The 26,401-nt window shown below is 69.2% G+C and carries 22 protein-coding genes and 6 pseudogenes; 18 read left to right on the forward strand and 10 right to left on the reverse strand.

The features are described 5' to 3' along the window. Positions 1 to 227 precede the first annotated feature (227 nt). The 3 genes and pseudogenes from ligD to ACWDUZ_RS36795 all read left to right on the forward strand — a co-directional run. Positions 228 to 1,247, forward strand: coding sequence for a non-homologous end-joining DNA ligase (gene ligD, locus ACWDUZ_RS36785; protein WP_451636185.1), 1,020 nt, complete (start codon positions 228 to 230; stop codon positions 1,245 to 1,247). 19 nt (positions 1,248 to 1,266) lie between these two features. Beyond that, positions 1,267 to 1,461 carry a hypothetical protein gene (locus ACWDUZ_RS36790; RefSeq protein WP_451636186.1) on the forward strand — a complete coding sequence of 65 codons (195 nt, stop codon included), beginning with the start codon at positions 1,267 to 1,269 and terminating at the stop codon, positions 1,459 to 1,461. 162 nt (positions 1,462 to 1,623) lie between these two features. Further along, positions 1,624 to 1,866: pseudogene (locus ACWDUZ_RS36795) on the forward strand (universal stress protein); the annotation flags it as partial. A gap of 207 nt (positions 1,867 to 2,073) precedes the next feature. Here the strand turns inward: ACWDUZ_RS36795 and ACWDUZ_RS36800 are convergent. The 4 genes and pseudogenes from ACWDUZ_RS36800 to ACWDUZ_RS36815 form a co-directional block, all read right to left on the reverse strand. Next, positions 2,074 to 2,640, reverse strand: a complete 567-nt coding sequence (locus ACWDUZ_RS36800; protein ID WP_451636187.1) for a type 1 glutamine amidotransferase domain-containing protein — start codon at positions 2,638 to 2,640, stop codon at positions 2,074 to 2,076. Continuing rightward, positions 2,637 to 3,098, reverse strand: a complete 462-nt coding sequence (locus tag ACWDUZ_RS36805; RefSeq protein WP_451636188.1) for a DUF1931 family protein — start codon at positions 3,096 to 3,098, stop codon at positions 2,637 to 2,639. The genes ACWDUZ_RS36800 and ACWDUZ_RS36805 overlap by 4 nt, the downstream gene beginning before the upstream one ends. Before the next feature lie 251 nt (positions 3,099 to 3,349). Continuing rightward, a pseudogene (locus ACWDUZ_RS36810) lies at positions 3,350 to 3,496 on the reverse strand (IS5/IS1182 family transposase); the annotation flags it as partial. A 34-nt stretch (positions 3,497 to 3,530) separates the two neighbouring features. After that, on the reverse strand, positions 3,531 to 5,303 hold the full coding sequence (locus ACWDUZ_RS36815) for a PucR family transcriptional regulator (RefSeq protein WP_451636189.1): 1,773 nt from the start codon (positions 5,301 to 5,303) through the stop codon (positions 3,531 to 3,533). A 222-nt stretch (positions 5,304 to 5,525) separates the two neighbouring features. Between ACWDUZ_RS36815 and ACWDUZ_RS36820 the strand changes: the two are divergent. The 13 genes and pseudogenes from ACWDUZ_RS36820 to ACWDUZ_RS36880 all read left to right on the forward strand — a co-directional run. Continuing rightward, positions 5,526 to 5,639 (forward strand): annotated as a pseudogene (locus ACWDUZ_RS36820) (general stress protein); the annotation flags it as partial. Between the two features lie 109 nt (positions 5,640 to 5,748). Then, positions 5,749 to 5,907 (forward strand): hypothetical protein, encoded by a 159-nt coding sequence (locus ACWDUZ_RS36825; RefSeq protein ID WP_451636205.1) that lies wholly within the window; start codon positions 5,749 to 5,751, stop codon positions 5,905 to 5,907. Positions 5,908 to 6,049: 142 nt separating this feature from the next. Beyond that, the gene (gene dnaK, locus ACWDUZ_RS36830) at positions 6,050 to 7,957 is read left to right on the forward strand and encodes a molecular chaperone DnaK (RefSeq protein WP_451636190.1); all 1,908 of its coding nucleotides are present in this window, start codon (positions 6,050 to 6,052) and stop codon (positions 7,955 to 7,957) included. Between the two features lie 8 nt (positions 7,958 to 7,965). Continuing rightward, complete coding sequence (locus ACWDUZ_RS36835) at positions 7,966 to 8,577, forward strand: nucleotide exchange factor GrpE (protein WP_451636191.1); 612 nt, start codon at positions 7,966 to 7,968, stop codon at positions 8,575 to 8,577. Between the two features lie 6 nt (positions 8,578 to 8,583). Then, positions 8,584 to 9,537 carry a DnaJ C-terminal domain-containing protein gene (locus tag ACWDUZ_RS36840; RefSeq protein WP_451636192.1) on the forward strand — a complete coding sequence of 318 codons (954 nt, stop codon included), beginning with the start codon at positions 8,584 to 8,586 and terminating at the stop codon, positions 9,535 to 9,537. Beyond that, positions 9,534 to 9,941 carry a chaperone modulator CbpM gene (locus tag ACWDUZ_RS36845; RefSeq protein ID WP_451636193.1) on the forward strand — a complete coding sequence of 136 codons (408 nt, stop codon included), beginning with the start codon at positions 9,534 to 9,536 and terminating at the stop codon, positions 9,939 to 9,941. The genes ACWDUZ_RS36840 and ACWDUZ_RS36845 overlap by 4 nt, the downstream gene beginning before the upstream one ends. Further along, positions 9,932 to 12,571 (forward strand): ATP-dependent chaperone ClpB, encoded by a 2,640-nt coding sequence (gene clpB, locus ACWDUZ_RS36850; protein ID WP_451636194.1) that lies wholly within the window; start codon positions 9,932 to 9,934, stop codon positions 12,569 to 12,571. The genes ACWDUZ_RS36845 and clpB overlap by 10 nt, the downstream gene beginning before the upstream one ends. Beyond that, on the forward strand, positions 12,568 to 13,026 hold the full coding sequence (gene trxA, locus ACWDUZ_RS36855) for a thioredoxin (RefSeq protein WP_451636195.1): 459 nt from the start codon (positions 12,568 to 12,570) through the stop codon (positions 13,024 to 13,026). The genes clpB and trxA overlap by 4 nt, the downstream gene beginning before the upstream one ends. A gap of 6 nt (positions 13,027 to 13,032) precedes the next feature. Then, positions 13,033 to 13,293: a UBP-type zinc finger domain-containing protein gene (locus ACWDUZ_RS36860; RefSeq protein WP_263233558.1), complete on the forward strand. Its 261-nt coding sequence runs from the start codon at positions 13,033 to 13,035 to the stop codon at positions 13,291 to 13,293. After that, positions 13,293 to 15,074, forward strand: a complete 1,782-nt coding sequence (locus ACWDUZ_RS36865; protein WP_451636196.1) for an FAD-dependent oxidoreductase — start codon at positions 13,293 to 13,295, stop codon at positions 15,072 to 15,074. Before ACWDUZ_RS36860 ends, ACWDUZ_RS36865 begins: the two co-directional genes overlap by 1 nt. 43 nt (positions 15,075 to 15,117) lie before the next feature. Next, entirely contained in the window at positions 15,118 to 15,615 is a 498-nt protein-coding gene (locus ACWDUZ_RS36870) for an Hsp20/alpha crystallin family protein (RefSeq protein ID WP_451636197.1), read from the forward strand. A 105-nt stretch (positions 15,616 to 15,720) separates the two neighbouring features. After that, the gene (locus ACWDUZ_RS36875; protein ID WP_451636198.1) at positions 15,721 to 16,164 is read left to right on the forward strand and encodes a hypothetical protein; all 444 of its coding nucleotides are present in this window, start codon (positions 15,721 to 15,723) and stop codon (positions 16,162 to 16,164) included. Positions 16,165 to 16,359: 195 nt separating this feature from the next. After that, positions 16,360 to 16,752: a DUF2267 domain-containing protein gene (locus ACWDUZ_RS36880; RefSeq protein ID WP_451636199.1), complete on the forward strand. Its 393-nt coding sequence runs from the start codon at positions 16,360 to 16,362 to the stop codon at positions 16,750 to 16,752. A 593-nt stretch (positions 16,753 to 17,345) separates the two neighbouring features. On the opposite strand, the gene ACWDUZ_RS36885 is transcribed toward ACWDUZ_RS36880, so the two are convergent. The 4 genes and pseudogenes from ACWDUZ_RS36885 to ACWDUZ_RS36900 form a co-directional block, all read right to left on the reverse strand. Then, the gene (locus ACWDUZ_RS36885) at positions 17,346 to 17,729 is read right to left on the reverse strand and encodes an ATP-binding protein (RefSeq protein WP_451636200.1); all 384 of its coding nucleotides are present in this window, start codon (positions 17,727 to 17,729) and stop codon (positions 17,346 to 17,348) included. Positions 17,730 to 18,106: 377 nt separating this feature from the next. Next, a pseudogene (locus tag ACWDUZ_RS36890) lies at positions 18,107 to 18,644 on the reverse strand (transposase); the annotation flags it as partial. 340 nt (positions 18,645 to 18,984) lie between these two features. Then, positions 18,985 to 20,172, reverse strand: a complete 1,188-nt coding sequence (locus tag ACWDUZ_RS36895; protein ID WP_451636204.1) for a PP2C family protein-serine/threonine phosphatase — start codon at positions 20,170 to 20,172, stop codon at positions 18,985 to 18,987. A gap of 373 nt (positions 20,173 to 20,545) precedes the next feature. Beyond that, positions 20,546 to 20,995 carry a DUF1931 family protein gene (locus ACWDUZ_RS36900; protein ID WP_451636201.1) on the reverse strand — a complete coding sequence of 150 codons (450 nt, stop codon included), beginning with the start codon at positions 20,993 to 20,995 and terminating at the stop codon, positions 20,546 to 20,548. A gap of 756 nt (positions 20,996 to 21,751) precedes the next feature. Between ACWDUZ_RS36900 and ACWDUZ_RS36905 the strand changes: the two are divergent. Continuing rightward, positions 21,752 to 23,925, forward strand: a pseudogene (locus ACWDUZ_RS36905) (FUSC family protein). On the opposite strand, the gene ACWDUZ_RS36910 reads toward ACWDUZ_RS36905, so the two are convergent. Then, positions 23,899 to 24,435 (reverse strand): phosphate-starvation-inducible PsiE family protein, encoded by a 537-nt coding sequence (locus tag ACWDUZ_RS36910; protein ID WP_451636202.1) that lies wholly within the window; start codon positions 24,433 to 24,435, stop codon positions 23,899 to 23,901. The pseudogene ACWDUZ_RS36905 and the gene ACWDUZ_RS36910 overlap by 27 nt on opposite strands. Before the next feature lie 140 nt (positions 24,436 to 24,575). Between ACWDUZ_RS36910 and ACWDUZ_RS36915 the strand changes: the two genes are divergently transcribed. Further along, a complete protein-coding gene (locus ACWDUZ_RS36915) occupies positions 24,576 to 25,667 on the forward strand; it encodes a hypothetical protein (protein WP_451636203.1) in 1,092 nt (363 codons plus the stop codon). A gap of 88 nt (positions 25,668 to 25,755) precedes the next feature. On the opposite strand, the pseudogene ACWDUZ_RS36920 reads toward ACWDUZ_RS36915, so the two are convergent. Beyond that, positions 25,756 to 26,212 (reverse strand): annotated as a pseudogene (locus ACWDUZ_RS36920) (L-threonylcarbamoyladenylate synthase); the annotation flags it as partial. Between the last annotated feature and the right edge of the window lie 189 nt (positions 26,213 to 26,401).

The raw sequence follows: 26,401 nt of genomic DNA on the forward strand, positions 1-26,401 counted from the left end.
TGGAGGCCGCGCGCTGCGTTGCCCACAGGACCTCGGCCTGGTTGGCGGGCAGGTCACTCGCGAAGTCCTTGAGGAATATGTCTTTCTTCAGGTAGCCGCGGCCCTGGAAGGGTAGACGACAATGAGGCGAGGCAGGACAGGGGCGTTGACCACTTCGAATGCAACGGGGCCCCCAGGCCTTGCGGTCCGGTTGCCGGTCCGAACCTGCGCTGGAAGGGGCCTTTGCGATGGCCGCTCATAGCCTCTTGGATAGCTTGTGCGCGGAGGAACGCGATCAGCTGCGTCCGGCGACATCGCGCAGCCCGAGGCCCATGCTGGCCACGCTGACCAACACCCCGTTCTCCGACCCGGCCTGGGTCTATGAGCGGAAATTGGACGGAGAAAGGTGCCTGGGGCAGCGGGATGGGGCAGAGGTCCGGCTGCTCTCGCGAAGCGGGCAATCACTGACGGCGACCTACCCCGAAGTAGCGGACGCCCTTGCCCGCCAGCCCTGTCCCGACTTTGTGGTCGACGGCGAGATCGTCGCCTTCGAAGGCAACCGGACCAGCTTCGCCCTGCTCCAGCAGCGCATGGGCATCACGGATGAACGTCAGGCCCGGGCCAGCCGGATCGCGATCACCTACTATGTGTTCGACCTGCTGCGCCTCGACCGGCAGGATCTCACCGGCCTGCCACTGCGAACCCGCAAGGCCCTGCTGCGCCGCGCCCTGGCCTACACCTCTCCCCTACGCTTCACCAACCACCGCAACAGGATCGGTGAGGCCTACCTGCATCAGGTGTGCCAGTGGGGCTGGGAGGGACTGATCGCCAAGCGAGCCGACAGCAAGTATATGCCCCGGCGGTCCAGGGACTGGCTGAAGTTCAAGTGCGGCAAGCGGCAGGAGTTGGTGATCGGCGGCTTCACCGAGCCGGAGGGCAACCGCGTCGGATTCGGAGCCCTGCTGGTCGGCTACTACGAAGGCCAGCGCCTGGCGTACGCGGGAAAGGTTGGCACCGGATACGACCGGTCCACCCTGACGAGCCTGCGCAAGCGGCTGGACGCCCTGGAATGCGAAGAGCAGCCGTTCGCCGGACAGGTCGTACGGGAACGCGGCGCCCACTGGGTTCGCCCCGAACTCGTCGCGGAGATCGGCTTCACCGAATGGACCGGCAGTGGCAAGTTGCGCCACCCACGCTATCTCGGCCTGCGGACCGACAAGCCCGCCACACAGGTGGTCAGGGAACGGCCCATAGCAGGAAAGGGATGAGCAGGGCAGCGAAGAGGAGATGCGTATCGGCAGGCGCAGCATTCCACTGTCCAATCCGGACAAGGAACACTTTCCCCACGACGGCATCACCAAGACCGAGCTCGACTACTACCGCACCGTCACCTCGACTCCCCAGCAGACGACTTCACATCGTCCGATGGGCCGCCCGGCAACTCGGCGACTCCTCACCGGCCTCGGGCCGGCGGCGCGGTGATGATCACCGGATCCCGCGGACTGCGTCTGCCGGTCCTGCTCGACCGGCGCACCGACTTCAACACCGCACGCGCCTTCGCCCGCAGCGACGCCGACCTGCCGGCCGCCCGCCACCCCGACAAACTGACCACCGCACCCTGCAAGAAAAACGCCGCGGCTGGCTATACCCGGACACCCAGCGCAATGCCTACGCGGCTTCCGGTGTGCTGGACGACGCCCGGACCCGGTTGGCCACTGCCCACCGGAGTCTGCGTATCGACACGGTCCCGACCCGGGTCAGGCCCTCCTGGCCGCAGCCGGGGACGCCGACATGCTTGTGGTCGGGACACGCGGACGGGGCGGGTTCGCCGGGCTGCTGCTCGGGTCGATGAGTTTGAAGGGGGCCGCTCACGCCGGCTGCCCGGTCGTCGTCGTACGCGGGCACACGGGCAGGATGCAGCGGAGGTCGGCCCACGGCATCGTGGTCGGCGTGCGAAACGAGCACCTTCGACGCGGCTGCGCAACGCTACGGGCCGCCAGGCGTACGGAGGCGACCGCCCGGCTGATCGGCCCGTGGGGGAGGGAGCCAAGTGGGCCCACCCCGCTGTGGACTGCCTGCGACCAGGCCGCTGGGTCAACCGGGCATGGGGTGGTGCGCGTGGGCGAACTGTTCCACGACGGCGGCGCAGAATGCGGGCAGGTCGGCCGGGCCGCGGCTGGTGACCAACTGTCCGTCGACGACCACCTCCTGGTCGGCGACGACCTCCGCGCCGGCGTTGCGCAGATCGGTGCGGATGCTCGGCCAGGACGTCAGGCGGCGGCCGCGCACGGCGTCGGCTTCCGCCAGGGTCCACGGGCCGTGGCAGATCGATGCGACCGGTTTCCCGCCGGCCATAAAGTCCTTGATGAACTGCACCGCGTCGCGGTCCATGCGCAGTTGGTCAGGGTTCGTGGTGCCGCCGGGCAGGAGCAGGGCGTGGTAGTCGTCGACGGAGGCGTCGGCGACCAAGCGGTCCACCGGGAAGGTTCCGGCCGCGTTGAGGTCGAACTGGCGGGCCTGGATCTCGCCGGGGTGGAGCGAGACGATCTCGGTCTTCGCCCCTGCGCCCAGCAGCGCACCGCGCGGTTGGTCGAGTTCCACGCGCTCGACGCCGTCGGTGGCCAGAATCCCCACCCGCATCCCCCGGAGTTCCTGTGTCATAGTACGGCCCCCTTCACGAGTCGCTGGTTGCAGGACGCAAGCGGTTGGGACACCCAGCAGGGCCTGCTGGCGTTGCTTGTCTCGGACCGGGGACGGCAAGGCCCGGCTGAAGGCGCCCCGAGCGCATGTCTGCTCGTATCAGTGAAAGCTGCCGTCCGCGTGAGGACGACGCTGGTGCAGTCGTCGCGGGCATCGAATGGGAGGCCCTCGGTGATCGATGAGTCCCACGGTTCGACGATATCCCCGCCGCTGGCCTTGGCCGACGCTTGGCCGACGACCAGGAGGTCGTAGAGCTTGGCGTCGACGAAATCGCCGTATTGCTTCAGGTCGTTCCTGCCCGCGTCGAGGCATACGGCGGTGCCCAAGAACTTCTCGAACTTCGACACACCCATCACGAATGCCTCTCGCCTCCTCACCGGGAACCGGCAGGCGCCCTTCGCTCCGGCCCGCACCGCCATCGGTTGTTACCTGGTCGAGATTCGCAGAGCGCCCTGTTTAGCGCCTCCGCACTCCAGGCCGAAAAAGGGCACCTCCTCTTCCCCCCGCAGAACAGCATGAGTGCGCAGGCATCCCTCGGCCAGCGGCACGGCCGTGCGTACACAAGAGGCTGCACGGCGTTGCAACGCCTCGAACGAGAATCGCTGACCGGACCGACACGACCAACTCGGAGGAGCGAGGCTGTATTAGTTAGGGACCGTGTTCAAACGGATCATGCCCACAGAAGGCATGACGCGAGCGTGACCGCCGCCTCGTAGGAGGTGGCGGTCTTCTCGTATCTGGTGGCGATGCCGGGGAAGCCTTTGAGCCGGTTGAAGCAGCGCTCGATCGTGTTGCGTCGGCGGTAGGCCTTTCGGTCGGGCGTGCGCTCGCGCAAGAGTTTTAGTGAGGCGTCAGCCGGGTCCGCCCAGCACGATCTTCCACACACGGGTCGCCACCTGCAGGTTCAGCCGGTCCTCGACGTTCGCGAGGTCGTTGCCGCTGATGTCGCGGATGCGCTGCAGCCGGTAGCGCAGGGTGCTGCGGTGGATCGCCAGGGATTCGGCGGTCTCGTCGTAGTTGCCGCCGCAGTCGAAGTACCGGGACAGGGTCTCCACCATGGCCGCGTGGTGCCGGGAGTCGTAGTCGATGAGCTGACCGAGCCACTCGTGAACGAACGTTTCCAGTTCCCGGTAGTCGTTCCCAGGTCCCAGAATGCGGTAGAGACCTAGCTCATCGAAGAACGTCGTGCCGTAGCGCTCGCGGGAGTGGCGGCGCACTTCCAGGGCGCGCTGCGCCTCCTGGTAGCGGTGGGGGATGTCCTCCAGGGAGTCGCAACGGGCGCTCACTCCGATCGTCCCGGACCGTGTACCGGTCTCCCGGGCGAGCGCCTCGTACAACGCGCGGACATGCGGCCTGTCGTCGGCGACCAGGACCACGTGGTCGGAACGTCGCGTCAGCAGTGAGCGCATGCCCACGGCAGAGGCCGCCCGGCCCACGGTCTGCGCGAAGGAATCGTCCACAGCCCGGTTCGACCACTGCACCACGACGACGTAGTGGTTGCGGTGCAGGTCGTGTCCGACTGCCAGGGACCGGGCGTAGGCGCTTGCTTCGTCAGTCCCTGCCAGGAGGTCGTCGACCAGCTCGCGGTGCAGCCTCAGCTCCACTTCGGCCAGATTCCGCAGGTGCGCCAGTTCCAGGGCGAGCGACACGGCGGCGTGTTCCAGGGCGAACACGGTGTGCTCGTCGGCCTCGTCCCGGGCATCGACCAGGGCCAGCACGCCCAGGATCTCGCCGTGCGGGCGGACCAGGGTGATCAGCCGGTCCTTTATCCGCACCGGCCCGACCTCTCGGGCGACGGAGTGCAGCATTTCGTCCTGGCGCACGGGGTCCGGTTCCGGATAGGGATCGGGCCGGCTGGGGCCGGTCCAGGACCTCAGTCGACCGAAGCGGTCCTCGACCAGCGCGGGGAGTCCAGTGAGCCCGTGCAGTGCGCGGGTGATGGCTTCCTCGCCGCCGCCCGAGGCAGCGACGTCAGTCATGAGCGTGTGAACGGCTTGCTGGTACCCCAGCTCAGCCGCGAGGGAGATCAGCTGCCGCTGAAGGGCTGCGCGTTCCTCCCTCAGCCGGTGCAGTTCGAGCGCGTCCTCGTGTTGGCGGCGGTGTGCGAAGGCGACTGACAGTGCAGCGGCCGTGTGCCGGACGAGCGTGACGAGCAGGGAGTACTCAGCCTCGGTGGGCCGGGAGCGGGATGTTACTACGAGGTAGCCGTGGAGCCTCTCAATTCCGCGTAGCCCCAGGGCACGGCCCCAGGGCCGGCCGGGTACGGTCACGGGGCCGTCTTGCCCGGCCAGCTCCCGGACCCTGCAGTCCACGGCCGAGGCGTGGATCCCCCGGTTCCTCGTGCTGGGAACCAGGTCGCCATCTGCCTTGAGGTATCCGGCCTCGGCGCTGTATGGCCCCACGGCTGCCACGTGGTCCATGGCCAAGCGCAAAATCTCGCCTTCGTCCGGGGTGTCGAACAGAGCGCAGGAGAGTGCCATCAGTTCTGGGGGCGGGGGCGCATGGCCGGCTGGGGTCGGAGCGGGTGGGCGAGGCTCTTTCCGGCCAGCGTCCCAGGGCGGCGGAAGGCAGCCCTCCCGGGCGGAGCGCTGGCGGTACGGGTTGTGCGCTCGGCTGCCGACCATGGGATCACTCCGTTCTTTTCGAACCTCCCGGGACGCGAGCGGTGCTTCGCGTACCCACTTACAGGCCGGTCTATCTGATATGCCCGAATGACTCCCTTCGTGCTCGTGGGGGGACCGGACCCGTGCATTTCTGACTCGCCAGGCGCAGGCGTGGAGCCACTCGGCTCGCCACCGTGGGAGGTGTTCGAAACCCTCCGTGCGCGCCGGCAGGAGGGCTGAGCGATGACCGAGCAGCAGCGCAGGCCGGTTGGGTCGTACAAGACGTACCGGGACGCAGAACACCCCGTTGACCACCTCTCCGGCCATGGGCCTTTCGTGGAGACGGTGGCGATGACCGGCCAGGACGTGAGCATGGTCGAGCGGGTGATCGGCCGGATGGACCACGGCGGGGCCGCGGGCGAGCGGTGTGCTCTCCGATGTCCCGATCTGCTTGCTGCTCGGCCTTGTGACCTGGCTCGACCCCGTCCTCTGCGCCCTGCCTTTCGCCCTGGACGCGCTGGTCTTCGGAGTGATCGGCGGCGCGCTGTTCGGCCTGCTGCTGCAGGCCCTGCAAAGTGGTCGCTGGGACTTCTCCTCGCTCTGCTCGATGCAGCCGAGCCGGTAGGAGGTCGTGGTGGACAAGGCGGTCGCCGACGAGGCTGTAGGGCTGATCGGCGGGCTGCAGACCACAGGCGGAGGTTCCACCCGCACCCGAACGAACAAGATCCGGAGAGTCGGCGCAGGCGCCGGACCGGGAGGAGTACCTCATGGCGAAGGCAGTGGGCATCGACCTGGGCACCACCAACTCGGTGATCGCCGTATGGGAGGGCGGCGAGCCGTCCGTCGTGCCCAACAGCGAGGGCAACCGCACGACGCCGTCCGTGGTGGCCTTCACCGATACCGGCGAGCGCCTGGTGGGCCAGCTGGCCCGGCGCCAGGCGATCCTCAACCCGAAGGGCACCATCTACTCGGCCAAGCGGTTCATCGGCCGGCACTTCGACGAGATCTCCGACGAGGCCAGGGCGGTGGCGTACGACGTCGTCGAGGGCGACGGCGGGGCGGCCCGCTTCAAGGTGCGCGACAAGCTGTACGCGCCTGAGGAGATCAGCGCCCAGGTGCTGCGGAAACTCGCCGACGACGCTTCCAAGCAGCTGGGGGAGCGGGTCACGGAGGCGGTCATCACGGTGCCCGCCTACTTCAATGACGCTCAGCGCACCGCCACCAAGGACGCCGGACGGATCGCGGGACTGGAGGTGCTGCGGATCATCAACGAGCCGACGGCGGCTGCCCTCGCGTACGGCATGGACAAGAAGCAGCACGAGACCGTCCTCGTCTTCGACCTGGGCGGCGGCACCTTCGATGTGAGCATCCTCGACGTCGGCGACGGCGTGGTGGAGGTGCGCTCCACCGCCGGTGACAGCCACCTGGGCGGCGACGACTTCGACCGGCGTCTGGTGGATTACCTCGCGGACGACTTCCAGAAGGAGAACGGTATCGACCTGCGCAAGGACCCGCAGGCGTTGCAACGCCTGTTCGAGGCGGCGGAGAAGGCCAAGACCGAGCTCAGTTCGGTGACGCAGACGCAGGTGAGCCTGCCGTTCATCACCGCCGACGCATCGGGCCCCAAACATCTCACAGACTCGATCATGCGGTCCACGTTCGAGCAGATCACCGGCGACCTGGTGGAGCGGTGCCTGGGGCCGGTCCAGCAGGCCATGGCCGATGCCAAGGTCGGCGAGAGCGACATCGACGAGGTCATCCTCGTCGGTGGTTCCACACGTGTCCCGGCGGTCCAGGCCCTCGTGCGTCGGCTGACCGGCGGCAAGGAACCCAACATGAGCGTCAACCCCGATGAGGTCGTCGCCCTGGGCGCCGCGATCCAGGCCGGGGTCCTCAAGGGCGAGGTCAAGGACGTCCTGCTCCTCGATGTCACACCCCTGTCACTGGGTGTCGAGACACGCGGTGGCGTGATGACGAAGATCATCGAGCGGAACACCACCATCCCCGTCCGTCGCACCGAAACCTTCTCCACCGCCGAGGACAACCAGCCCGCCGTCGACGTCGTCGTCCTCCAGGGCGAGCGCGAACGGGCCGCCGACAACCGGGTGCTCGGCCGGTTCCAGCTCACCGACATCCGCCCGGCGCCGCGGGGCGAACCGCAGATCGAGGTCACCTTCGACATCGACGCCAACGGCATCCTCAACGTCAAGGCACGTGACCGGGACACCGGCAAGGAACAGGGCATCACCATCAGCGAGAGCTCCAACCTGGACCGCAGTGAGGTCGAACGCATGGTCCAGGAGGCCGAGCGCAACCGGGGCCAGGACCAGGCACTCCGCGAGGCCGTCGACGCCCGCAACGAACTCGACGCCGTCGCCTACCAGGTCGAGAAGCGCCTCGCCGAACTGGGCGACGCAGCGCCCGCGCACGAGAAGGCGCGTGCCGAGATGCTCGTGTCCGACGCCCGGGCGGCGGTCAAGGAAGAGGCGGGTGTGGACCGCGTGCGGCCCCTGACCTCCGAACTCCAGCAGGTGCTCGCCGGGCTCGCGGCACATCAGGGCGCGACTGCCACAGGCGGTCCCGGCCAGGACACCACCGGGGGCGGCGCGACCGGTGGTCCGGGCGGCGGTGGCGGTGACGACGATGTCATCGATGCCGAGTTCGACAAGGACTGAGACGCGCCATGCCCAGCCGTCCCCAGGAACCCGACCGGGTCGCGCCGGAGCCGGTCGAACCCGTCCCGGAAGGCGCCGAACGCCCTCCTCGTGGCGATCTGCCGCAACCGGGCCCGCCGCCCCGGCCGGAAGCGGCGAACGACGAACCGGGACCGGACGCCGCCGGCCCCACGTTTGCCGAGGACGAGTACACGACCGCGATCCAGGAACTGGAGGACCGCTGGCGGCGCGCGCTCGCCGACCTCGACAACCTTCGCAAGCGTCACGCCAGGGAGCTGGAGCGGGAGCGGGCGGTCGAGCGTTCCCGCACGGCGTCCGCCTTCTTGCCCGTCCTGGACAATCTCGAACTCGCTCTGACCCATGCCGGCGCCGATCCGGGTGCGATCGTGGAGGGCGTCCGGGCCGTACGCGATCAGGCGGTGAACGTCCTGGAACTGCTCGGCTACCCGAGGCACGCGGAGACCGGCGTCGCCTTCGACCCGGCCCGGCACGAGGTGGTCGGCGTCGTCCAGGACTCCGACGCCCCACCGGGCACCGTCGTCGAGGTGCTGCGCCCCGGCTACGGTGACGGTGAACGGCAGCTCAGGCCCGCCGCCGTGACGGTCGCGAAGCGGGAGTGACCGGTCATGGCACGGGACTTCTACGAGGTGCTGGGCGTGTCGCGGACCGCGAGCCAGGACGAGATCCAGCAGGCGTATCGCAAGCTCGCCCGCAAGTACCACCCCGATGTCAACAAGGACCCCGGGGCGGAGGAGCGCTTCAAGGACCTCAACGAGGCATACAGCGTCCTGTCGGACCCGAAGACCCGGGCCCGTTACGACCGCTTCGGCGAGGACTTCCGCAAGATCCCCGAGGACTTCGACGAACGGGTCGCGGCCGGAGCGGGGGGCGGCTTCCGCGCTCGGAGGACCGCGGGCGCGGGCGGCCCCCGTGTCCGGTACTCCACCGGCTTCGGCGGCGGCTTCGGAGCGGAGGGCATCGACATCGAGGACCTGCTCGGCTCCATGTTCGGAGCGGGCGCCGCCCGAGGCGGCGTCCCCGGAGCGGACCAGGAGGCCGAACTGCCGCTCACCGTGGAGGAGGCGTACCGAGGCGGCCGTCGCACCGTCACGCTCGCCGGTCCCACGGGGCAGCCGCGGCGGTACGAGGTCGACGTGCCGCCGGGTGTCACCGACGGGCAGCGCATCCGGCTGGCGGGTGAGGGCGGCCGGGGCAGTGGTGACGCCGCCGCGGGCGACCTGTACCTGCGGGTGCGCATCCAGCCCCACCCCCGGTTCCGGCTGGACGGCCGCGACGTGTACGTCCAGGTCCCGGTCGCCCCCTGGGAGGCGGCCCTGGGTGCGACCGTGCCGGTGCCCACCCCCAGCGGCGGCACGGCCAAGGTCACGGTGCCCGCGGGCTCGTCCAGCGGCCGGCGGCTGCGGCTGCGCGGCGAGGGCATGCCGAACCCGCGAGGCGCGAACGGCGACCTGTACGCCGAACTCCGTGTCGTGGTGCCGCCCACCCTCGGCGACCGGGAGCGTGAACTGTTCGAGGAGCTCGCCGCCACCTCCTCGTTCGACCCCAGGAGGACGCGATGAACGACCGACCCGCGGGCGCGGCCGGCATCGGCCGGGCCGGCGTGGGCAACCGTCCGGTGCGGACGGGCGCCGACATCACCGCCTCGACGGCTGTCCGGTACGCGCTCGTGCCTGTCCCCAGGCTCTCGCTGGACGCCGTGGCCCGTCGCTCGGGCCTCCACCCCGATCTGGTCCGCCGGTTCGTCGCCCTCGGCCTGGTCGACGCCGAGCGCGACGCCGCGGGGCACTTGGTGTTCGACCCGACGGCCCCGGCGGTCCTCGCCCGCATCCAGCGGCTGCGCTCCGGACTCTGCCTCAACTACGCATCCATCGGCCTGGTGCTGGACCTGCTGGACCGCATCAGCTTGCTCGAAGCCGCCCTGCGCCGCGCCGGCACGAGGAGTGAAACACCCCCATGGACATGAACAGTCTCACCCAGAAGTCCCAGGAAGCCCTCCAGGAGGCCCAGACCGCGGCCGTCCGCATGGGGCAGACCGAGGTCGACGGGGAACACCTGCTGCTCGCGCTTCTCGATCAGGAGGACGGTCTGATCCCGCGGTTGCTGCAGCAGGCCGGCACTGAGCCGAAGGAGTTGCGCGCTGCCGTGCGCGAGGAACTCTCCCGCCGTCCGAAGGTCACCGGCCCCGGCGCGGCGCCCGGCCAGGTCTTCGTCACTCAGCGCCTCGCCCGCCTGCTCGATGCCGCGGAACGGGAGGCCAAACGTCTCAAGGACGAGTACGTGTCCGTGGAGCATCTCGTGCTCGCCCTGGCCGAGGAGGGCTCCTCGACCGCCGCCGGGCGGCTGCTCAAGGAGGCCGGCATCACCAGGGATTCGTTCCTGAGCGCGCTCACCCAGGTCCGCGGCAACCAGCGCGTCACCTCTGCCAACCCCGAAGTGGCCTACGAGGCTCTCGAGAAGTACGGCCGCGATCTCGTCGCCGAGGCCAGGGCCGGCAGGCTTGACCCGGTCATCGGCCGGGACGCGGAGATCCGCCGCGTCACCCAGATCCTCAGCCGCAAGACCAAGAACAACCCCGTCCTCATCGGCGACCCCGGCGTCGGCAAGACCGCCATCGTCGAGGGCCTCGCCCAGCGCATCGTCCGCGGCGACGTACCCGAGGGACTCCGCGACAAGACGGTGTTCGCCCTCGACATGGGCTCCCTGGTCGCCGGCGCCAAGTACCGCGGTGAGTTCGAGGAACGCCTCAAGGCCGTGCTCAGCGAGGTCAAGGCTGCCCAAGGGCGCATCCTGCTCTTCGTCGACGAACTGCACACCGTCGTCGGTGCGGGCGCCGCCGAAGGGGCCATGGACGCGGGCAACATGCTCAAGCCGATGCTCGCTCGCGGCGAACTCCACATGATCGGCGCCACCACCGTCGACGAGTACCGAAAGCACATGGAGAAGGACGCCGCTCTCGAACGCCGCTTCCAGCAGGTCCTGGTCGACGAGCCGAGCGTGGAGGACACCATCTCCATCCTGCGCGGACTGCGCGAACGCCTGGAGGTCTTCCACGGCGTGAAGATCCAGGACACCGCGCTGGTCTCCGCGGCCACCCTCAGCCATCGCTACATCACCGACCGGTTCCTGCCCGACAAGGCCATCGACCTCGTCGACGAAGCGTGCGCCCGGCTGCGCACCGAGATCGACTCGATGCCCGCCGAACTCGACGAGATCACGCGCCGCGTCACCCGCCTGGAGATCGAGGAGGCGGCTTTGTCCAAGGAGACCGACCCCGCCAGCAAGGCCCGCTTGGAGGAGCTGCGCAGGGAACTGGCCGACCTGCGCGGTGAGGCCGACGCCAAACACGCCCAGTGGGAGGCCGAGCGGCAGGCGATCCGCCGCGTGCAGGAACTGCGCCAGGAACTGGAGCAGGTCCGCCACGAAGCCGAGGAGGCCGAACGCGCCTACGACCTCAACCGAGCCGCCGAACTGCGCTACGGCCGCCTCCAGGACCTGGAGCGCCGGCTCGCCGCAGAGGAGGAGCAACTGGCCGCCAAACAAGGACAGAGCCCGCTGCTGCGGGAGGTCGTCACCGAGGAGGAGATCGCTGAGATCGTCGCCGCCTGGACCGGCATCCCCGTCGCCCGTCTCCAGGAGGGCGAACGCGAGAAACTGCTGCGCCTGGACGAGATCCTGCGCGAGCGGGTCATCGGCCAGGACGAGGCCGTCAAGCTCGTCGCCGACGCGATCATCCGCGCCCGCTCCGGCATCCGCGACCCACGCCGCCCCATCGGCTCGTTCATCTTCCTCGGCCCCACCGGCGTCGGGAAGACCGAGCTGGCCAAGACCCTCGCCCGGGCCCTGTTCGACTCCGAGGAGAACATGGTCCGCCTCGACATGAGCGAGTACCAGGAACGTCACACCGTCAGCCGGCTCATGGGCGCACCGCCCGGATACGTCGGCTACGAGGAAGGCGGCCAGCTCACCGAGGCCGTGCGCCGCAAGCCGTACTCGGTTGTGCTGTTCGACGAGATCGAGAAGGCACACACCGATGTCTTCAACACCCTGCTGCAGATCCTCGACGACGGCCGCATCACCGACGCTCAGGGCCGCACCGTCGACTTCCGCAACACCGTGATCATCATGACGTCCAACATCGGCTCCGAGCACCTCCTCGACGGCGCCACCGCCGAGGGTGAGATCAAGCCCGACGCCCGCGCCCTGGTGATGGGCGAGCTGCGCGGGCACTTCCGCCCGGAGTTCCTGAACCGCGTCGACGACATCGTGCTGTTCAAGCCGCTCGGTGAGCGTCAGATCGAGCGCATCGTGGAGCTGCAGTTCGACGAACTGCGCCGCCGCCTCGCCGAACGCCGTATCACCATCGAACTCACCGACGCGGCCCGAGAGGTGATCGCCCACCAGGGCTACGACCCGGTGTACGGCGCCCGCCCGCTGCGCCGGTACATCTCCCACGAAGTCGAAACCCTCGTCGGACGGGCTCTGCTGCGCGGCGACGTCCAAGACGGCGCGACGGTGCGCGTCGACGCCGAGCACGGAGAACTGGTGGTCACCTACGACCAGCCCGAGGACACCAAGGGAGCGCAGGCGGCATGAGCACCGTGCGGGCCACCAACGTCACCTGCCCGCACTGCGGGCGCACCAACCGGGTGCCGGCGGCCGCCGACGGCCGCCCCAGGTGCGGCAACTGCAAGCAGCCTCTGCCCTGGGTGGCGGACGCGGGCGACGACGACTTCGCCGACGTCGTCGAGCAGGCCACCGTGCCCGTCGTGGTCGACCTGTGGGCCACTTGGTGCGGCCCCTGCCGCATGGTGAGCCCCGCGCTGGAGAAGGTCGCCGCCGACCTCGCGGGAAAGATCAAGCTGGTCAAGGTCGACATCGACGAGAATCCGCGCCTGGCCCGGCGGTTCGAGGTCCAGGCGGTACCGACGCTGCTGGTCCTCGACAAAGGACAGACCATCGCCCGGCAGACGGGTGCCGCACCCGCCCCTGCCTTGCGGCGGTGGGTGGAGCAGTCGATCTCGGGCCGCGAACCGGCCGGGAAAGGATGAACGGCGATGACCGTACGAACCGACCCTCACCTCGCCCTCGTACGTCCCGTCACCCCGCGCGCCCCGGGATGCGAGGAATGCCTGGCCACGCATTCCCCCTGGGTCCACCTCAGGCTCTGCCTGACCTGCGGCCACGTCGGCTGCTGCGATTCCTCGCCGAACCGGCACGCCCGCCGTCACGCCGCCGCCGACGGCCATCCGATCGTGGCGTCGCTGGAGCCCGGCGAGGACTGGCGGTGGTGCTTCGTCCATGAGGCCTTCGTGTGATGCCCGGCGACGAGACGCGGCCGAGCGCAGCGCCTGTGCCGGACGAGCCGGAGGAGAGCGTCCCCTTCGAAACCCCCGACATCCGCGGCGCCTATCCCCGTCTGTCGGATGACCAGTTGGCGCGCCTGGCGCAGCGTGGCCGGCGGCGCGCAGTCGACGCCGGTGATGTACTGATCCGGGAGGGGGAGCGGTGCGAGACGTTCTACGTCGTCCTCAGCGGTTCGGTCGCCATCGTCGAGGGCTACGGCACGCCCGATGAACGCCTGCTACGTGTGCACGGCCCCGGCCGCTTCATCGGCGAACTCGGTCTCCTGAAGGGACAGGTGGCCTTCTGCACCGCCGTGGTCAGGGACCCCGGCGAGATTCTCGCACTCTCCATGGACCAGCTGCGTGACCTGGTGACCCGGGACTCCATCCTTGGCGATGTGGTGCTGCGCGCCTGCCTGGGCCGCCGTGCTCTGCTGGTCGGGCAGGGCGCCGGTTTCCGCATCATCGGCTCGCGCTATTCGCCCGACACCCGGCGGCTGCGCGAGTTCGCCGCCCGCAACCGGCTGCCGCACCGCTGGATCGATCTGGAGACGGACGAGGAGGCGGAAGCGCTGCTGCGCCGCTTCGCGGTCGGTCCGGAGCAGACGCCTCTGGTGATCTGGCGGGACACGACCTTGCTGCGCAATCCGAGCAACGCCGAACTGGCCCGGTTCATCGGCCTGCCGCCCCTGCCGTCGAGCAACGGCCACGGCGATCTCCTGATCGTCGGCTCCGGTCCGGCCGGCCTCGCCGCCGCGGTGAACGCCGCCTCGGAGGGCCTCGGCACGACCGTGGTCGAGGCGATAGCCACCGGTGGCCAGGCCGGGACGTCCTCCCGCATCGACAACTGCTTCGGCTTCCCCTCCGGCATCTCCGGCGCCGAACTCACCGAGCGAGCTGTGCTCCAGGCGGACAAGTTCGGCGCCCGCATCAGCGTCCCGGTGGAGGCCGCCCGACTCGAACCGCGGGACGGTCACTACGCCGTCGGGTTCGCCGACGGCAGCGAGATCACCGCCCGTACCATCGTCCTGGCCACCGGCGCCCGCTACCGCCGCCTCCAAGTGCCCGGCATCGAACCGTTGGAGGGCGCGAGCGTCCACTACTCGGCGACCGTCTACGAGGCGCAGCAGTGCCGTACCGACCCGGTGGCGGTGGTGGGCGGCGGCAACTCCGCAGGCCAGGCCGTGCTCTTCCTGGCCGGGTACGCACCGCAGGTATATCTGCTCGTCCGCGGGCCGAGCCTCGACGCGCACATGTCCCGCTACCTGATCGATCAGATCGAGCGCCACCCGCGGGTGCGCGTGCTGCTGCACACCGAGATGACCGAGGCACTCGGCGACAAGACGCTGGAGGCGGTCACCGTGGTCGACCACCGTACGGGCGAGCACCGCCACCTCGAAGTGCGGGCCCTGTTCATCTTCACCGGCGCAGACCCTCACACTGAGTGGCTGTCCGGCGCGCTCGCCCTCGACGCGCGCGGCTTCGTGCTCACCGGCGCGGAGGCGCAGGCGTGCTCCGCTCCCGGACTGTGGCAGAGCCAGGGCCGAGACTGCCTGACCTCGGAGACCAGCCTGCCTGGCGTCTTCGCCGCCGGCGACGTCCGCAGCGGATCGGTGAAGCGCGTGGCCTCCGCGGTCGGTGAAGGCGCTATGAGCATCCACTTCGTGCACCGCTACCTCAACCACACGGCCGCGCCCGGCGGCACCGACAGCTCCCCGCACACCCGTCCGAAGGAGTCCGCTTGGCTGGCATGAGGGCCGGCGGGCGACGAGATCAGAGAAGAAGGAGGCGATGGGAATGACAACACCCGTCCGGCGCCACCGTGGTGGTGCAGTGCAGGACAGGCCCTTTGGCTGGGCACGCAATCCGCTGACCGAGTTCGACCAACTGCTCAGCGAGATGAGCGGACTGATCGAATCGGCAGTGGGAGGCGCGGCGCCCGCAGTCGCCTGGACACCCCTGGCGGATGTCACGGAGTCCGACGACGCCTTCCACGTTGAGATCGAACTCCCCGGCGTCAAGAGCAAGGACATCGACGTCGAAGCCAACGGCCAGGAACTGGTGGTCACCGGAGAGATCAAGGAGAAGGAACGCGAAGGCGTCTTGCGCCGGAGCACCCGCCGCACCGGGGCCTTCGAGTACCGGCTGCGGCTGTCCGGAGAGGTCGACACCGAAAAGATCAAAGCGCAGATGTCGGACGGTGTGCTTGCCATCACCATCCCCAAGGCCGAGGTGGCAAAGCCCCGGCACATCGAGATCAGCGAGAAGAGTGAAAGCACCGAGAGCAGCGGCTGAGACGCGAGCGCCGCGGTGCCAGGTACCCACCTGGCACCGCGGCCGGGCCGGCGCTCTCCTGTTCGGGAGGCTCACCGACCGCTACGGGCGCAAGATGCCAACCTGGTGGCCATCGGGTTCCTCGTCGGAGCGGCAGCCATGGCGCTGGGCAGGGTGGCCGAGGTCTTCTTCGGTGTGCGGGTCGAACAACAGTCTCTGGAGAACATCGCCCGCCCACTCACCGCTGAGGAAGCCGAGGCAGACTGGCGCAACGAGCCCGCACCGCAGGACCTACGAGACCGCCTCCGGCCCGAGCAGGTCCGGCAGGCCGCGCACGAGTGGGAACAGCGGATCGCCGACCGCACCGCCCGCCGCCGGGAGCGGGAGCGCACCGGAGCCCGCCGCGCTACCGCCCGGGCACCGGACCGGGCAGCAGGAGGTACTCGCCGGGGATGGCACGGCACCGCGGGCATGGCAAGCCGTACGTCCGCCATAGCCGAACACCGCCTCAGACGACGAGATCGAACAGATCACCCGCACGCTCGAAGAAACCGGCCCGACGAGCCGTGACCGACTCGAACAGGCTGTGGGCGGCCGTTCTTGGGGCCCGGGACGCTTCTGCCGTGCCCTGCGTGAGTCCGAGCGGGAGTCCAGGGCCAGGAGTCTAACCCACCGCAGTTACGCGCCGACGGACGGACACGGCCGGCCCGACAGCACACCAGACGACCCCATGACCAGCGGTGATCGGGGCAGAAGGAGGCAGCGATGAAATACGACGGATTCCTCGCCCGTGTACGCGAGCGAGGCGAATACAACGATCAGCACGAAGCCGCGGACGTCACCAACGCCGTGCTGGAAGTGCTGGCCCAACGGATCAGCCCGGGAGAGGTCAAGGACCTCGCATCCCAGCTGCCCAGCCCGCTGGGACAGGTTCTGGACAATGCAACGCCGCGGCAGGCGCGGAGCTTCGGGATCGAAGAGTTCTACCGCCGGGTCGCCGAGCGAACCCATGCCCGGCCGCGTACGGCGCAGTGGGACGCCAGCGCGGTCCTGACCACCGTTGCCGACGCTGTCACCGGCGGAGAGCTGAATCAGATCATCAGCCAGCTCCCCTCCAGTTACGCGGTCCTGTTCGGCAAGGCCGACCTCGCGGACTGAGCCCGTGAGCGTCCAGAAGGGTCGAGTAGCCTTCGAGAGGCCCAAGGAACGGCGCAAGCGGTCGTATGCGGCACTGCGGGCTGTGCTGCACCCGCTCCAAGATCGTCTCCGGTCGAGACGGCCGTGCCATCGCTCGGCTTCTGCTGGACGGCTTGGACCGGGCCCGCGGACAGCGACGAGTACGACGTGCCGGCCGTCCAGACCACCCCTGGAACTGGCTACCGCGTGGATCGCCGAGCCGTATCACTGCTGGCCGGACAGCACCAATCCCCACCTGATCGTGAGCTGCGAGACGGCGGTCGACGACCTGCACCGGCCGGCCAGAAGCGACGTTGGTCACGCGCCGTTCCGCAGGGTCGGGTTGCGCGCAAGCGAGCTACGCCAGGACTGGATACTCGACGAGGCCCGGTACACCGCCGACCCTGTCCACCTCATGCGCGTCCGGTCTGGCGCATGTCACCGCGATGAAGTACGTCGCCGCTGCCCACCCCGACAAGAGGGCCGACCCGATCCAAGCATGAGAAACCACGCTTCCTGTACCTCCCTAAGCCGGTCTTGCCATGACGGCACCCGCGTGGCGTCGCACGTCTGCCTCACGGGTGGCCTGCGTGCGGGGTCTGCAGGACCGCCCAGACCTCGGTCCCCTCGCCGCGCCGGCGGTGTCCCCACCGGGAGGTGAGCGCGTCGACCAGGGCGAGACCGCGCCCGCCCTCGAGGCGGCCGCCCGGGGTGCGCAGGGTCAGCGGGCGGTGCGGACCGCGGTCGATGACGGCGACCTCGATCTCGGCGCCGATCAGTACCAGTTCCACCCGGATCCGGGTAGAACTGGTGTGCCGCAAAGCGTTCGTGATCAGTTCGGTGGTGACCAGCTGGGCATCGCCGATGCTGGCCGGCGGCACGCCCCACTCCGCGAGCTTCTCCCCGACGTGGTGCCTGGCGGTGCGGGGGGTCTCGACGTCGCCCGGCAGGACCCACACGGCGCGGTGATGTTGCTCGACCGACGGCACCCAGGCGTCCGGGGCGAGCCCACCGCCGCCAGGAACGGCCGACCGCCATAGCTGTCCGAGACGGTCAAAGCGGTCCTCGAACTCGCGGAAGGAATCCCAAAGCGTAGGCAGTGCCTCGCGACGGACAGTAAGCGCCATTTTCGATCGTCTCCTTCCGAAAAGCACCTGCTCGTGTCATGCACGTGAAGTTGCCACTCGGAAGGCCCCTGATCGAGGCCTCCTGGTGTTACATTTCAACCCTTTTGTAGTTTATTCCTCCGTTCCTGGCAATCAGCCGCGGGTATCCGCCGTTGTCCAGGTGGTGGTGGCAAGCAGGGGGGGTGCCGGGGGTGCCTCTATGTCCTTTGTCAAGCGAGCTGTGGGGTTCGGGGTTCGTAGCAGGTCCGTCGCGGAGCATGGCGAACAGGACGCTGATGTGGTGGCGGGTGAGGCGGAGGAGGGCCTGAATGTGGGTTTTGCCGCGGGCTCGGCAGCGGTCGTATTAGGTGCGGGAGGCGGGCTCGTGGAGGGCGGCGAACGCGGAGAGGAACATCGCCTGTTTGAGCTGGCGGTTCCCGCCTCGCGGAGCATGTTCGCCGTGGATCGAGGTCCCCGACGATTTGGTGGCCGGTGCAAGGCCGGCGTAGGAGGCCATGTGGGCGGCGCTGGGAAACGAGCTGCCGTCGCCGACGGTGGTCAGAAGGACTGCGGCGGTCCTGACGCCGATGCCGATCATCGACGTCAGGACCTGGGAGGGTGGGCCTCCAGCAGGGCCTGGATCTGGGCTTCCAGTGCCCGGCGTTGTTTATGGACGGCGGCCAGCGACTTGGCCAGCGACGGCACGATCACGTCCAAGGTGTTGGTGCCTGGGACGATGACGGTCTGTTCGTCGATGGCGCCGAAGACGTTGTCGTGCCGGGCGGTGGCCGGACCTCTGATCAGCGTCTCCGACGGCACCCCTCGGGCCCGGTGACACCACCCCCAGGTCATTTGATCGACAGGGGGCAACAGTCATGCCGGGCCCGGAGGCCAGCGGCCGTCTTGCAGGACCGCGAAGAAGATAACGAGTCGGGCGAGCCCTGGTCGTTGGCGTAGGCCTCGCGGCGCTGCGCTGTCCCGGAGGGGCCGCCGCTGTCCCACGCCTCGGCCGGCGGCACCGTACGGGCAATGTCGAGCCCAGGCCGTACCGGGGGCACGTTGGCGGCCAATCGGCTGCGGCGTCAGTGCGACGAGAGCGAATTCCGGATCACCGTGACGGATCAGGGGGCTGCCACTCGAACATCAAGATCGTGGCGTCGTCGCTGAGTTTGTTGTGCCGATGCTCGAGGATGGCGTGGATGAGCAGGCGTAGCGCTTCCGGGGCGCTCTGCCCCGCTGCGGTGGACCGGATGATGTAGTCGGTGAAGCGCTCCAGGCCGAACTCTTCGCCTGCCTCGTCGCGTGACTCTACGACGCCGTCCGAGTAGAGCAGTATTCGGTCACCGGGTTCGAGGCTGACGTCGTGCACCTGACGGGCGGTCCCGGCGAGTCTGGCGGGCAGACCCAAAGGAGGCTCAGGTGGCCGCGTCAAGGCATTGTGGAGCAGACGCTGGCGACGGATGAGCAACGGAGGCGGGTGCCCGCAGTTGCACCAGCGCAGCACACCAGTAGACATGTGCACCTGGGTGAAGACACCCGTGCAGAACTGTTCCGGAAGCCACTTCGCCAGCGCCTCGTCCATGGTGCCCACGAGTTCGTCCAGGTCTGCCCCGCTGCGCCGGGCATTACGGCAACCTGCCATGGCGACAGAGGTGGCAAGTCCGGACGCCAGATCGTGCCCCATGCCGTCAAGGACTGTCGCGTGCAGAACGTTCTCGGTGAATGCATGGTCGAAAGCATCGCCGCCCAGTTCGTAGGCAGGCTCCAGAACAGCTGTCGAAACGACCCGGCCGGTGCCGATCGACCGGGGAGGGAGAAAAGCTCTCACCATCTCCGTGGGCAGGTGCATCGGCCTGGTTCGCATGCGCTGCGCGATGGTGTCGCTGTAGCTGCGCTTGGATGTGATGATCAGTGCGAGGAGCCTCGCTGTAGTTCGACAGCGCCGCAGCTTGAGCCCGTCCAGGGTGCTCATGTTCAGCTCCATGACGCCCAGCCGCTCCGCTCCGTCGGCCAGGGGCAGCCATACGTTCAGCCCGCCGGAGGGGACTTCTTCCACTCGGAGAGAGTCGGTACGGTAGGCCCACCCGGCCAGAGAACTGTCGAGCTCCAGTTCCGGCTCGCCCTCGACAAGCGGCACCAGCAGCCTTTGCTGGATGTCGACCAGATAGACAATGGCCCTGCCCATACCCATGGCCTCGGCATACCGGTTCAGGACAACGGGCAATTCTGCAGGTGATGCCAGCTGAGCTGCTCTGACCAGTTCCTCCAGCAGCCGCTCACCGGACCCGACGGGCATGTTCCTGTCCACGCCTTCGATGATCCCCGCGAGATTGAGCCGCCACAATCCGAGCTCTCGGACAGCCAAGATGTGGGCTGATCAGCCTGGGTGATGGAGCTTGTTCCTTGCGGATCGGCCGGGCATCGGGATGGGCTGACGACACGAGCAGGTCGGGGATCGTGCGGATGCAAGCGAGCCGCACGGCCGTCTGCTCCAGCAGGGCGGGCGCCCGCCGCGGTCTTGGCCGGCTCACCAACCATGCCCGCTTCCGGCAGCACCCTGGACATGGACGAGGCCCTGCGGCGAGCCGGCAGGCCGTGGCCACAGCCGAGGAAGCAGAACGCGCTGACGCGGTTTGGCCGCGGCCTGCACCGCCTGGTCCGGTCGCAACTCACAACAGGAGGTCGAAGACGGCGCGGGCCTCGTCCCAGTGCTGGGTCTGGGGGTTTTTCAGGTCGGGATGAAGGATCTTGAAGCTCTGGGCCATGGCCAGGCTGAGTCCGCCGATGATGTCCGGATAGGCCGCCTCGGTCTCCTCGTCGGGCGTGCGGTCCAGAGCGGGGTGGGTGGCGAGCTGTTCCAGGATCGGCTTGAGTTCTACTTCTTGGTCGATCTTCTGGAAGTGGTGAATGCTCTCCTGCAGGCCTTTCGTGATCGGTAGGTCGCAGGTCCGGATGACGTCGCGCCCGTTGGCCTTGGCTGTGGCCTGGGCGACGATCATCAGATCGTAGAGCTTGGCGCCGACGAAGTCGCTATAGCGCTTGAGATCGTTCTTGTCGACGTCCAGCCCCGCAGCCGCGCGGAAGAACCTTTCGAACCTGGCGATGGACATGACGGTCATGACGGCAACCTCCTGCTGCGGGCGCCGGGGTGGCTCCCGGCCCCCTGGGCTTCCCCGTCAGCCTGGTCGGGAGAGTGCGGGAACGCATGCACATGCCGGGCCGAATCAGCCTCCGTGTATTGCACTGCCAGGCCCAGGTGTGCGCCTGCCCGGGTTGTCGGATGGGCGTGCGGATGGACAGCAGGGTGAACACCGCGTCGCGCAGCGGCCCCATGTAAGCAGTGCCCCTCCGCATCTCGTGCTGGTGAGGCCGAACGTCGCGGTGGCGAAAATGCCGCAGAGCTGCTCGGGAGAGGCTGGTGAACAGTAGCCAGGGCCCGTGGACGCGGACCAGCCTGCCCAGCAGCCGCAACCGCCCGCGGACGTGCCTCGGTGGTGTGCTGGATCCTCCCTGAGGTCAGCGTCCCGATCGGGCCGAGGGCCGTTCCCCCCAGCCGGTGGGCGGCGCACATCAGGCTGAGCATGGGCAGCGACAGCAGCGCGATGTGCTCCGAGAGCCGATCATGGCGATGTCGCGCGGCGGGTGTCCAGGTAGGGCAGGTCCGTCGCCCTTCTTCAGTCGCTTCGCGACGTCCGTTGGCCATCCCGCATCGGCCGCGAGGACGACGCCGAACCCCGGCCGTCGGGGTGAAAGGCGACGCTGAGGGTGTGGTCATCGATTGCCCTGTACGCGAGGGTGCCGGTTTGTGGGTGTAGGCAGGCTGGGGTCGCGCGGCCGACGCGACCGGGCAGAACGTTCCGGCTAGGCTCACACGCGTGACGTGGTTGCGGGCCTTAGGGGCGGTCGTGCGATCCGGGCTCACGATCGAGGAGACGCGGCTGGAGCCCCTGCTCGCGCTGCGCACGGCCGCTGGGGTTGCCATCGTCATCGGACCGGCGCTGTGGCTGGTCTCCCCTGCGTATGCCGCGTCCGCCGCCCTCGGTGCCTACTCCGCGGGTGGGGCGACCTTCCAGCGCACCTGGCGTCCACGCAAGGTGATCGCGCTCGGCGCCGGCGCGGGTCTGGCGCTCAGCACCTTCGTGGGCTACCTGGCGGCGGGCCGACTCGTGACGTTCCTGCCTCTGCTGGCCGTATGGGCCTTTGCCGCAGGGATGGCGTGGGCCGTTGGATCGACCGCTGGGATCCTCGCAGCGACGACGGTCGGCAGTATGCTCGTGACCATCACCCTGCCGACGAGCCTCGGGCGAGCCGTGGAGCACACCGGGGTCATCGCGCTCGGGGGCGTGACTCAGGCCGTGCTGATCCTGCTGTTCCCGATCCGCCGTTGGGGGGCGCATCGGGACGCGCTGGCCGACGCCCTGGCCGCCGTGGCGGACTACGCCCGCCGGCTGCGGCACGATCCGACCGCCCCGTTCGACCCGGAGCCGGCGATGACGGCCCGGGACGCGGCCGCCGTGACGCCGTCACAGGCCCGAACCCGTCCCCCCGCCCTCCACGGCCCCCGAGGGCTTGCCGAGCGCATTCGGCCGGTCGTCGCCGCGCTCGCCGACCCGGACGTCGGCGCCCCGGCGGAGGGACCCGGGCGGGACCGCGCGCGGGAGCTGCTCGACGCGGCCGCGAACGTTCTGGATGCGGTCGCCCGTTGGATCCGCCGCGGCACTCCTGCCGAGGTACGGCCCGGGAGCATGGACGTCCTGCGCGTCGACGAGGAGCACGAGGTCCTGGAGGGCCCCGCGAGACAAGCGGCCGAACGGCTCGTGGAACTGCTCGGCGAGGCGCTGGAGATCGCCCGGAGTGGTGGCGCGCACGGGAGGACGCCCAGGCCGCCCGGCCCCGCGGGCGCCCAGTTCCTGGTACGCCCGACATTGTTCCGTCTGATCCCGGTCGTCCTCCGCGCGGTCCGCCGTGAGCTCCGCCGGGACTCGCCCGTGTTCCGGCACGCCGTCCGCCTGGCGGCGGTGGCCACGCTCGGCTATCTGATCGCCGCCCGGCTCCCCCTGGGCCACGGCTACTGGGCTCCCATCGCCTCGGTGATGGTGATGCGGCCGGACTTCCACCAGACATACGCGCGCGCAGTGGCCCGACTCACCGGGACCCTGGCGGGGGTCACGCTCGCCACCGGGATGGTGCGTGCCCTGGGCCCGGACGCCCATCTGTTCGCAGCGCTGGCGGTGGTCTCGGCGGGCCTGTCGTACACGCTGGTCCGTACCGGCTACGCCTACTCCCAGTGCTTCACCGCCGCGTACGTCGTCTTCCTGCTCGGCATGGGCGGCCAGGCATGGGAGCAGACGGTTCCCGAGCGGGTGGTGCTCACCCTGCTCGGTGGGGCCCTGGCAATGCTGGCGTACGTGGTGTTTCCCGCATGGGAGACACCACGGCTGCCGGGCCGGCTTGCGGACTGGCTCGCAGCCAACGGCCGCTATGCGGCCGCGGTGCTCCGAAACTACGCCGAACCCACCCGGAAGCATCACGCCGACATGCGCAGGGCACTGCAGGCGAGCAGAGAGGCACGTGCCGCCTGGCAGGAGGCATACGATCGGGCAAGGCAGGAACCAGTCCGCCCCCGGGGGCTCACGTCGCGCGAGGCGCAGGAGGCGCAGGAGGCGCTCAAGGGGTTCGGCCGCGCGGCGATGCTCATGGAAAGCCACGTCCCACGGGCAGACAGCCGTGTCGTCCCCGAGGCGGAGCGGTTCGCCGACGCCCTGGAGGCGGACACCGCGCAGGCGGCAGTCGACGTGCGCGAGCACAGGAATCCGGAGTGGGGGCGAGTGGAGGAGGCGCTCCACGCGTGGAAGGGCGCCGCAGGGGACCGGAGCCCCGTCGTGCGGCGCGAGGCGGAACTGCAGAAACAAGCGTTGGAGGACCTTGCGACGGCCGTGAGCCGCACATCCCTGGAACGGGACGTCGGATCTGCTCGCGAGGAGCAGCGAATGCGGGCTGCCGCGGCGGCGGAAGATGCGGATCAGGACCCGCGCACCGGGGTGGGTGACGAAGCCGGCGACGGGGAGCGCCGCGCCTCCTGGAGCGGGAAGTAGTCTCCCGGCCGCGTAGAGCGCCGCCACACGTACACCGCTGTCGCCATCACGAGGATGAGCGCCGCCAGGGTGAGCAGTTCGATCCCCTCGACGTTCCACCGGAAGGACTTCTCCGCCTCGGCCGTCACGATGAGCACCCGGCGGATGCCGGCGATCAGGCCGACGACGAGGAAAGGCTCGGCGTCGAGGGTCTGGTTCCTGATGGTGAGACGGACGGTGTGGAGCAGCTCGGCCACGATGAACAGCACAAGGCTGATGTCCACGGCGGAGAGAACGACCGTCTCCTCGCGGTACGGCCCCTGGAGCGACCTGATGACGTCGTGGACGACCCCGACGGTCAAGAGTCCCGCGAGCAGTACGAGGAGCGCCGCGACGACAAGGTGGATGCCGTCCTCGATGAGCTGCAGAAGGCCCTGTAGCCGGCCTCCCTCGATCTTCGGGAGAATGGGTCGCACACTCAGCATGCTAGGGGTGCCCCGCCCCCGCCCGCGGGCGCGGCGTGCTGCCGAACGGGTGGACGGGCGCAGCCCTTCCTGTGATGGCAGCCTGGGAGAAGGGATGAGGCACAACGTTGCCAGACACCTACCCTGCAGGACGAGGGTTCATGAGACAGTTCGACGCGGACACGACCGGCAGGAACCTGCGGCTCGCCTTGGTCGCCGACCCGGGCCTGCCCTCCGAACTCGCCCGGGAGCTCGCCCCCCGTCTGCCGGAGCATCTGCGTCGCCGCATCGGCAGGGGCATCCGCTGGCAAGTGGACACGGTGACGGCGCCCTTGGTGGCGAACGAGCAGGTCGACAGGTCCGACGTGGCCGAAATCATCGGCACCCATCTCGAGGACGGCGACTGGGACATCGGCGTCTTGCTCACCGATCTGCCACGCCGGGTGGAGCGCAACCCGGTCAGCACTGAAGTCGACCCAGAGCACAGGACCACGCTGATCTCACTGCCCGCCCTCGGCTCCCGGCGTCTGCGGCGCCGGGTGCGGCAGGCGGTGGTCGGCGCTGTCAGGCAACTGACCGTGCAGGACGAAAAACTGCTGGATTCCCCGGTCGTGGGCCGTCCGGCACCCGAGGAGGAGTCCAACCGCGAACGCTACGTGCTGCCGGGGTTACGCGGCCACGTCCGTCTGGTCCTGGGCATGGTGCGCGCCAACCGTCCCTGGCGGCTGTTCACGAGCCTGTCCCGCGCCCTGGCCGGGGTCTTCGCCACCGCAGCCGTCGGGTTCGTCAACGCCACGACCTGGCAGGTCGCCACCGCTTTAGGCATCCCGCAGCAGACGCTCACGGCCGTGCTGTCCACCCTCGCCCTCACCGCGTGGGTCATCATCGACCACCGGCTGTGGGAACGCGCCGGGGACCTGCCTGACGCCCACGCGCCGTTGTACCCCTATAACCTGGTCACGCTCCTCACCATCGGGCTGGGGGTGTTCTTCCTCTACGCTGCGCTGTTCGTGACCCTCGTGGCGGTCTCGTTCCTGGTCGTGCCCCCATCCGTCTTCGGCAGGATCGTGCACCACGCTGCCGACGCCTCGGACTACCTCACGCTGAGCTGGTTCGTCACGTCTATCTCCATGATCGGCGGTGCTTTCGGGACAGGACTCGAGAACGCCGAGGAGGTGCGCGACGCCGCGTACGGGGAACGCCACCGGAGACGTCAGCGGCAGCTGACCGAGGCCCGGGGCCGGGCCAGGTGAGGACCTCAGGCCGCGCAGAGTCAGGTTGGTGGATCGTGCTGTTGCGACTGCCCTGCCTGACCGTATCCAGGGTGTTCACCTTCATTATGGGCCGCAGGATGCTCGGGATCTCACCTGTGGCGTCGACGATGGTCGATTCGACGCCGACCTCGCAAGGGCCGCCGTCCAGTACGAGTTCGGCAGCATTGCCGAACTCGGAACGGACATGGTCCGCCGTCGTGGGGCTGACTGAGCGGAGCGGTCAGCGGACGGCGCCGTCACACCGCTGCCCAAGGCCGACGGCAGCGCGAGGGCGACGGGGCGGTCGGGCACGCGCACGTATACCCGTCTCCAAACCCGACGCGGAAACCGCGCCACAGGACCAGCATGAGCGGTCCTGGCCAGAAGCGCTCGACCAACAGACACGCCGTTGCAGGCACGTCTTGGACCCAGTCGTCCGGATGCCCCGCGCCGCCGATGTGGACGATCAGCGGGTGGGAGGACGGACATCCCTTGGCCTGGAGGATGCCCGCGACGGCGGCGGAGTCCTCGGCGTCGCCGCCCATAACCCAGACGGTCTCGGGCGGGAAGGTCACCAGACCGCCAGGCTGGCATACACGTGCGGGTGATGTGCCGCCTGCGATACGTGCGGCGTTGAGACGCCACGGCTGCCACGCACAGCGGGCGGCGTCGGCCGCCGGCCCGCAGGATGGAAGAAGCCGGCCCCCGCTCCGTGCACCCCGAGCCGGAGCGGA

Source organism: Streptomyces sp. NPDC003393, from assembly GCF_053589015.1.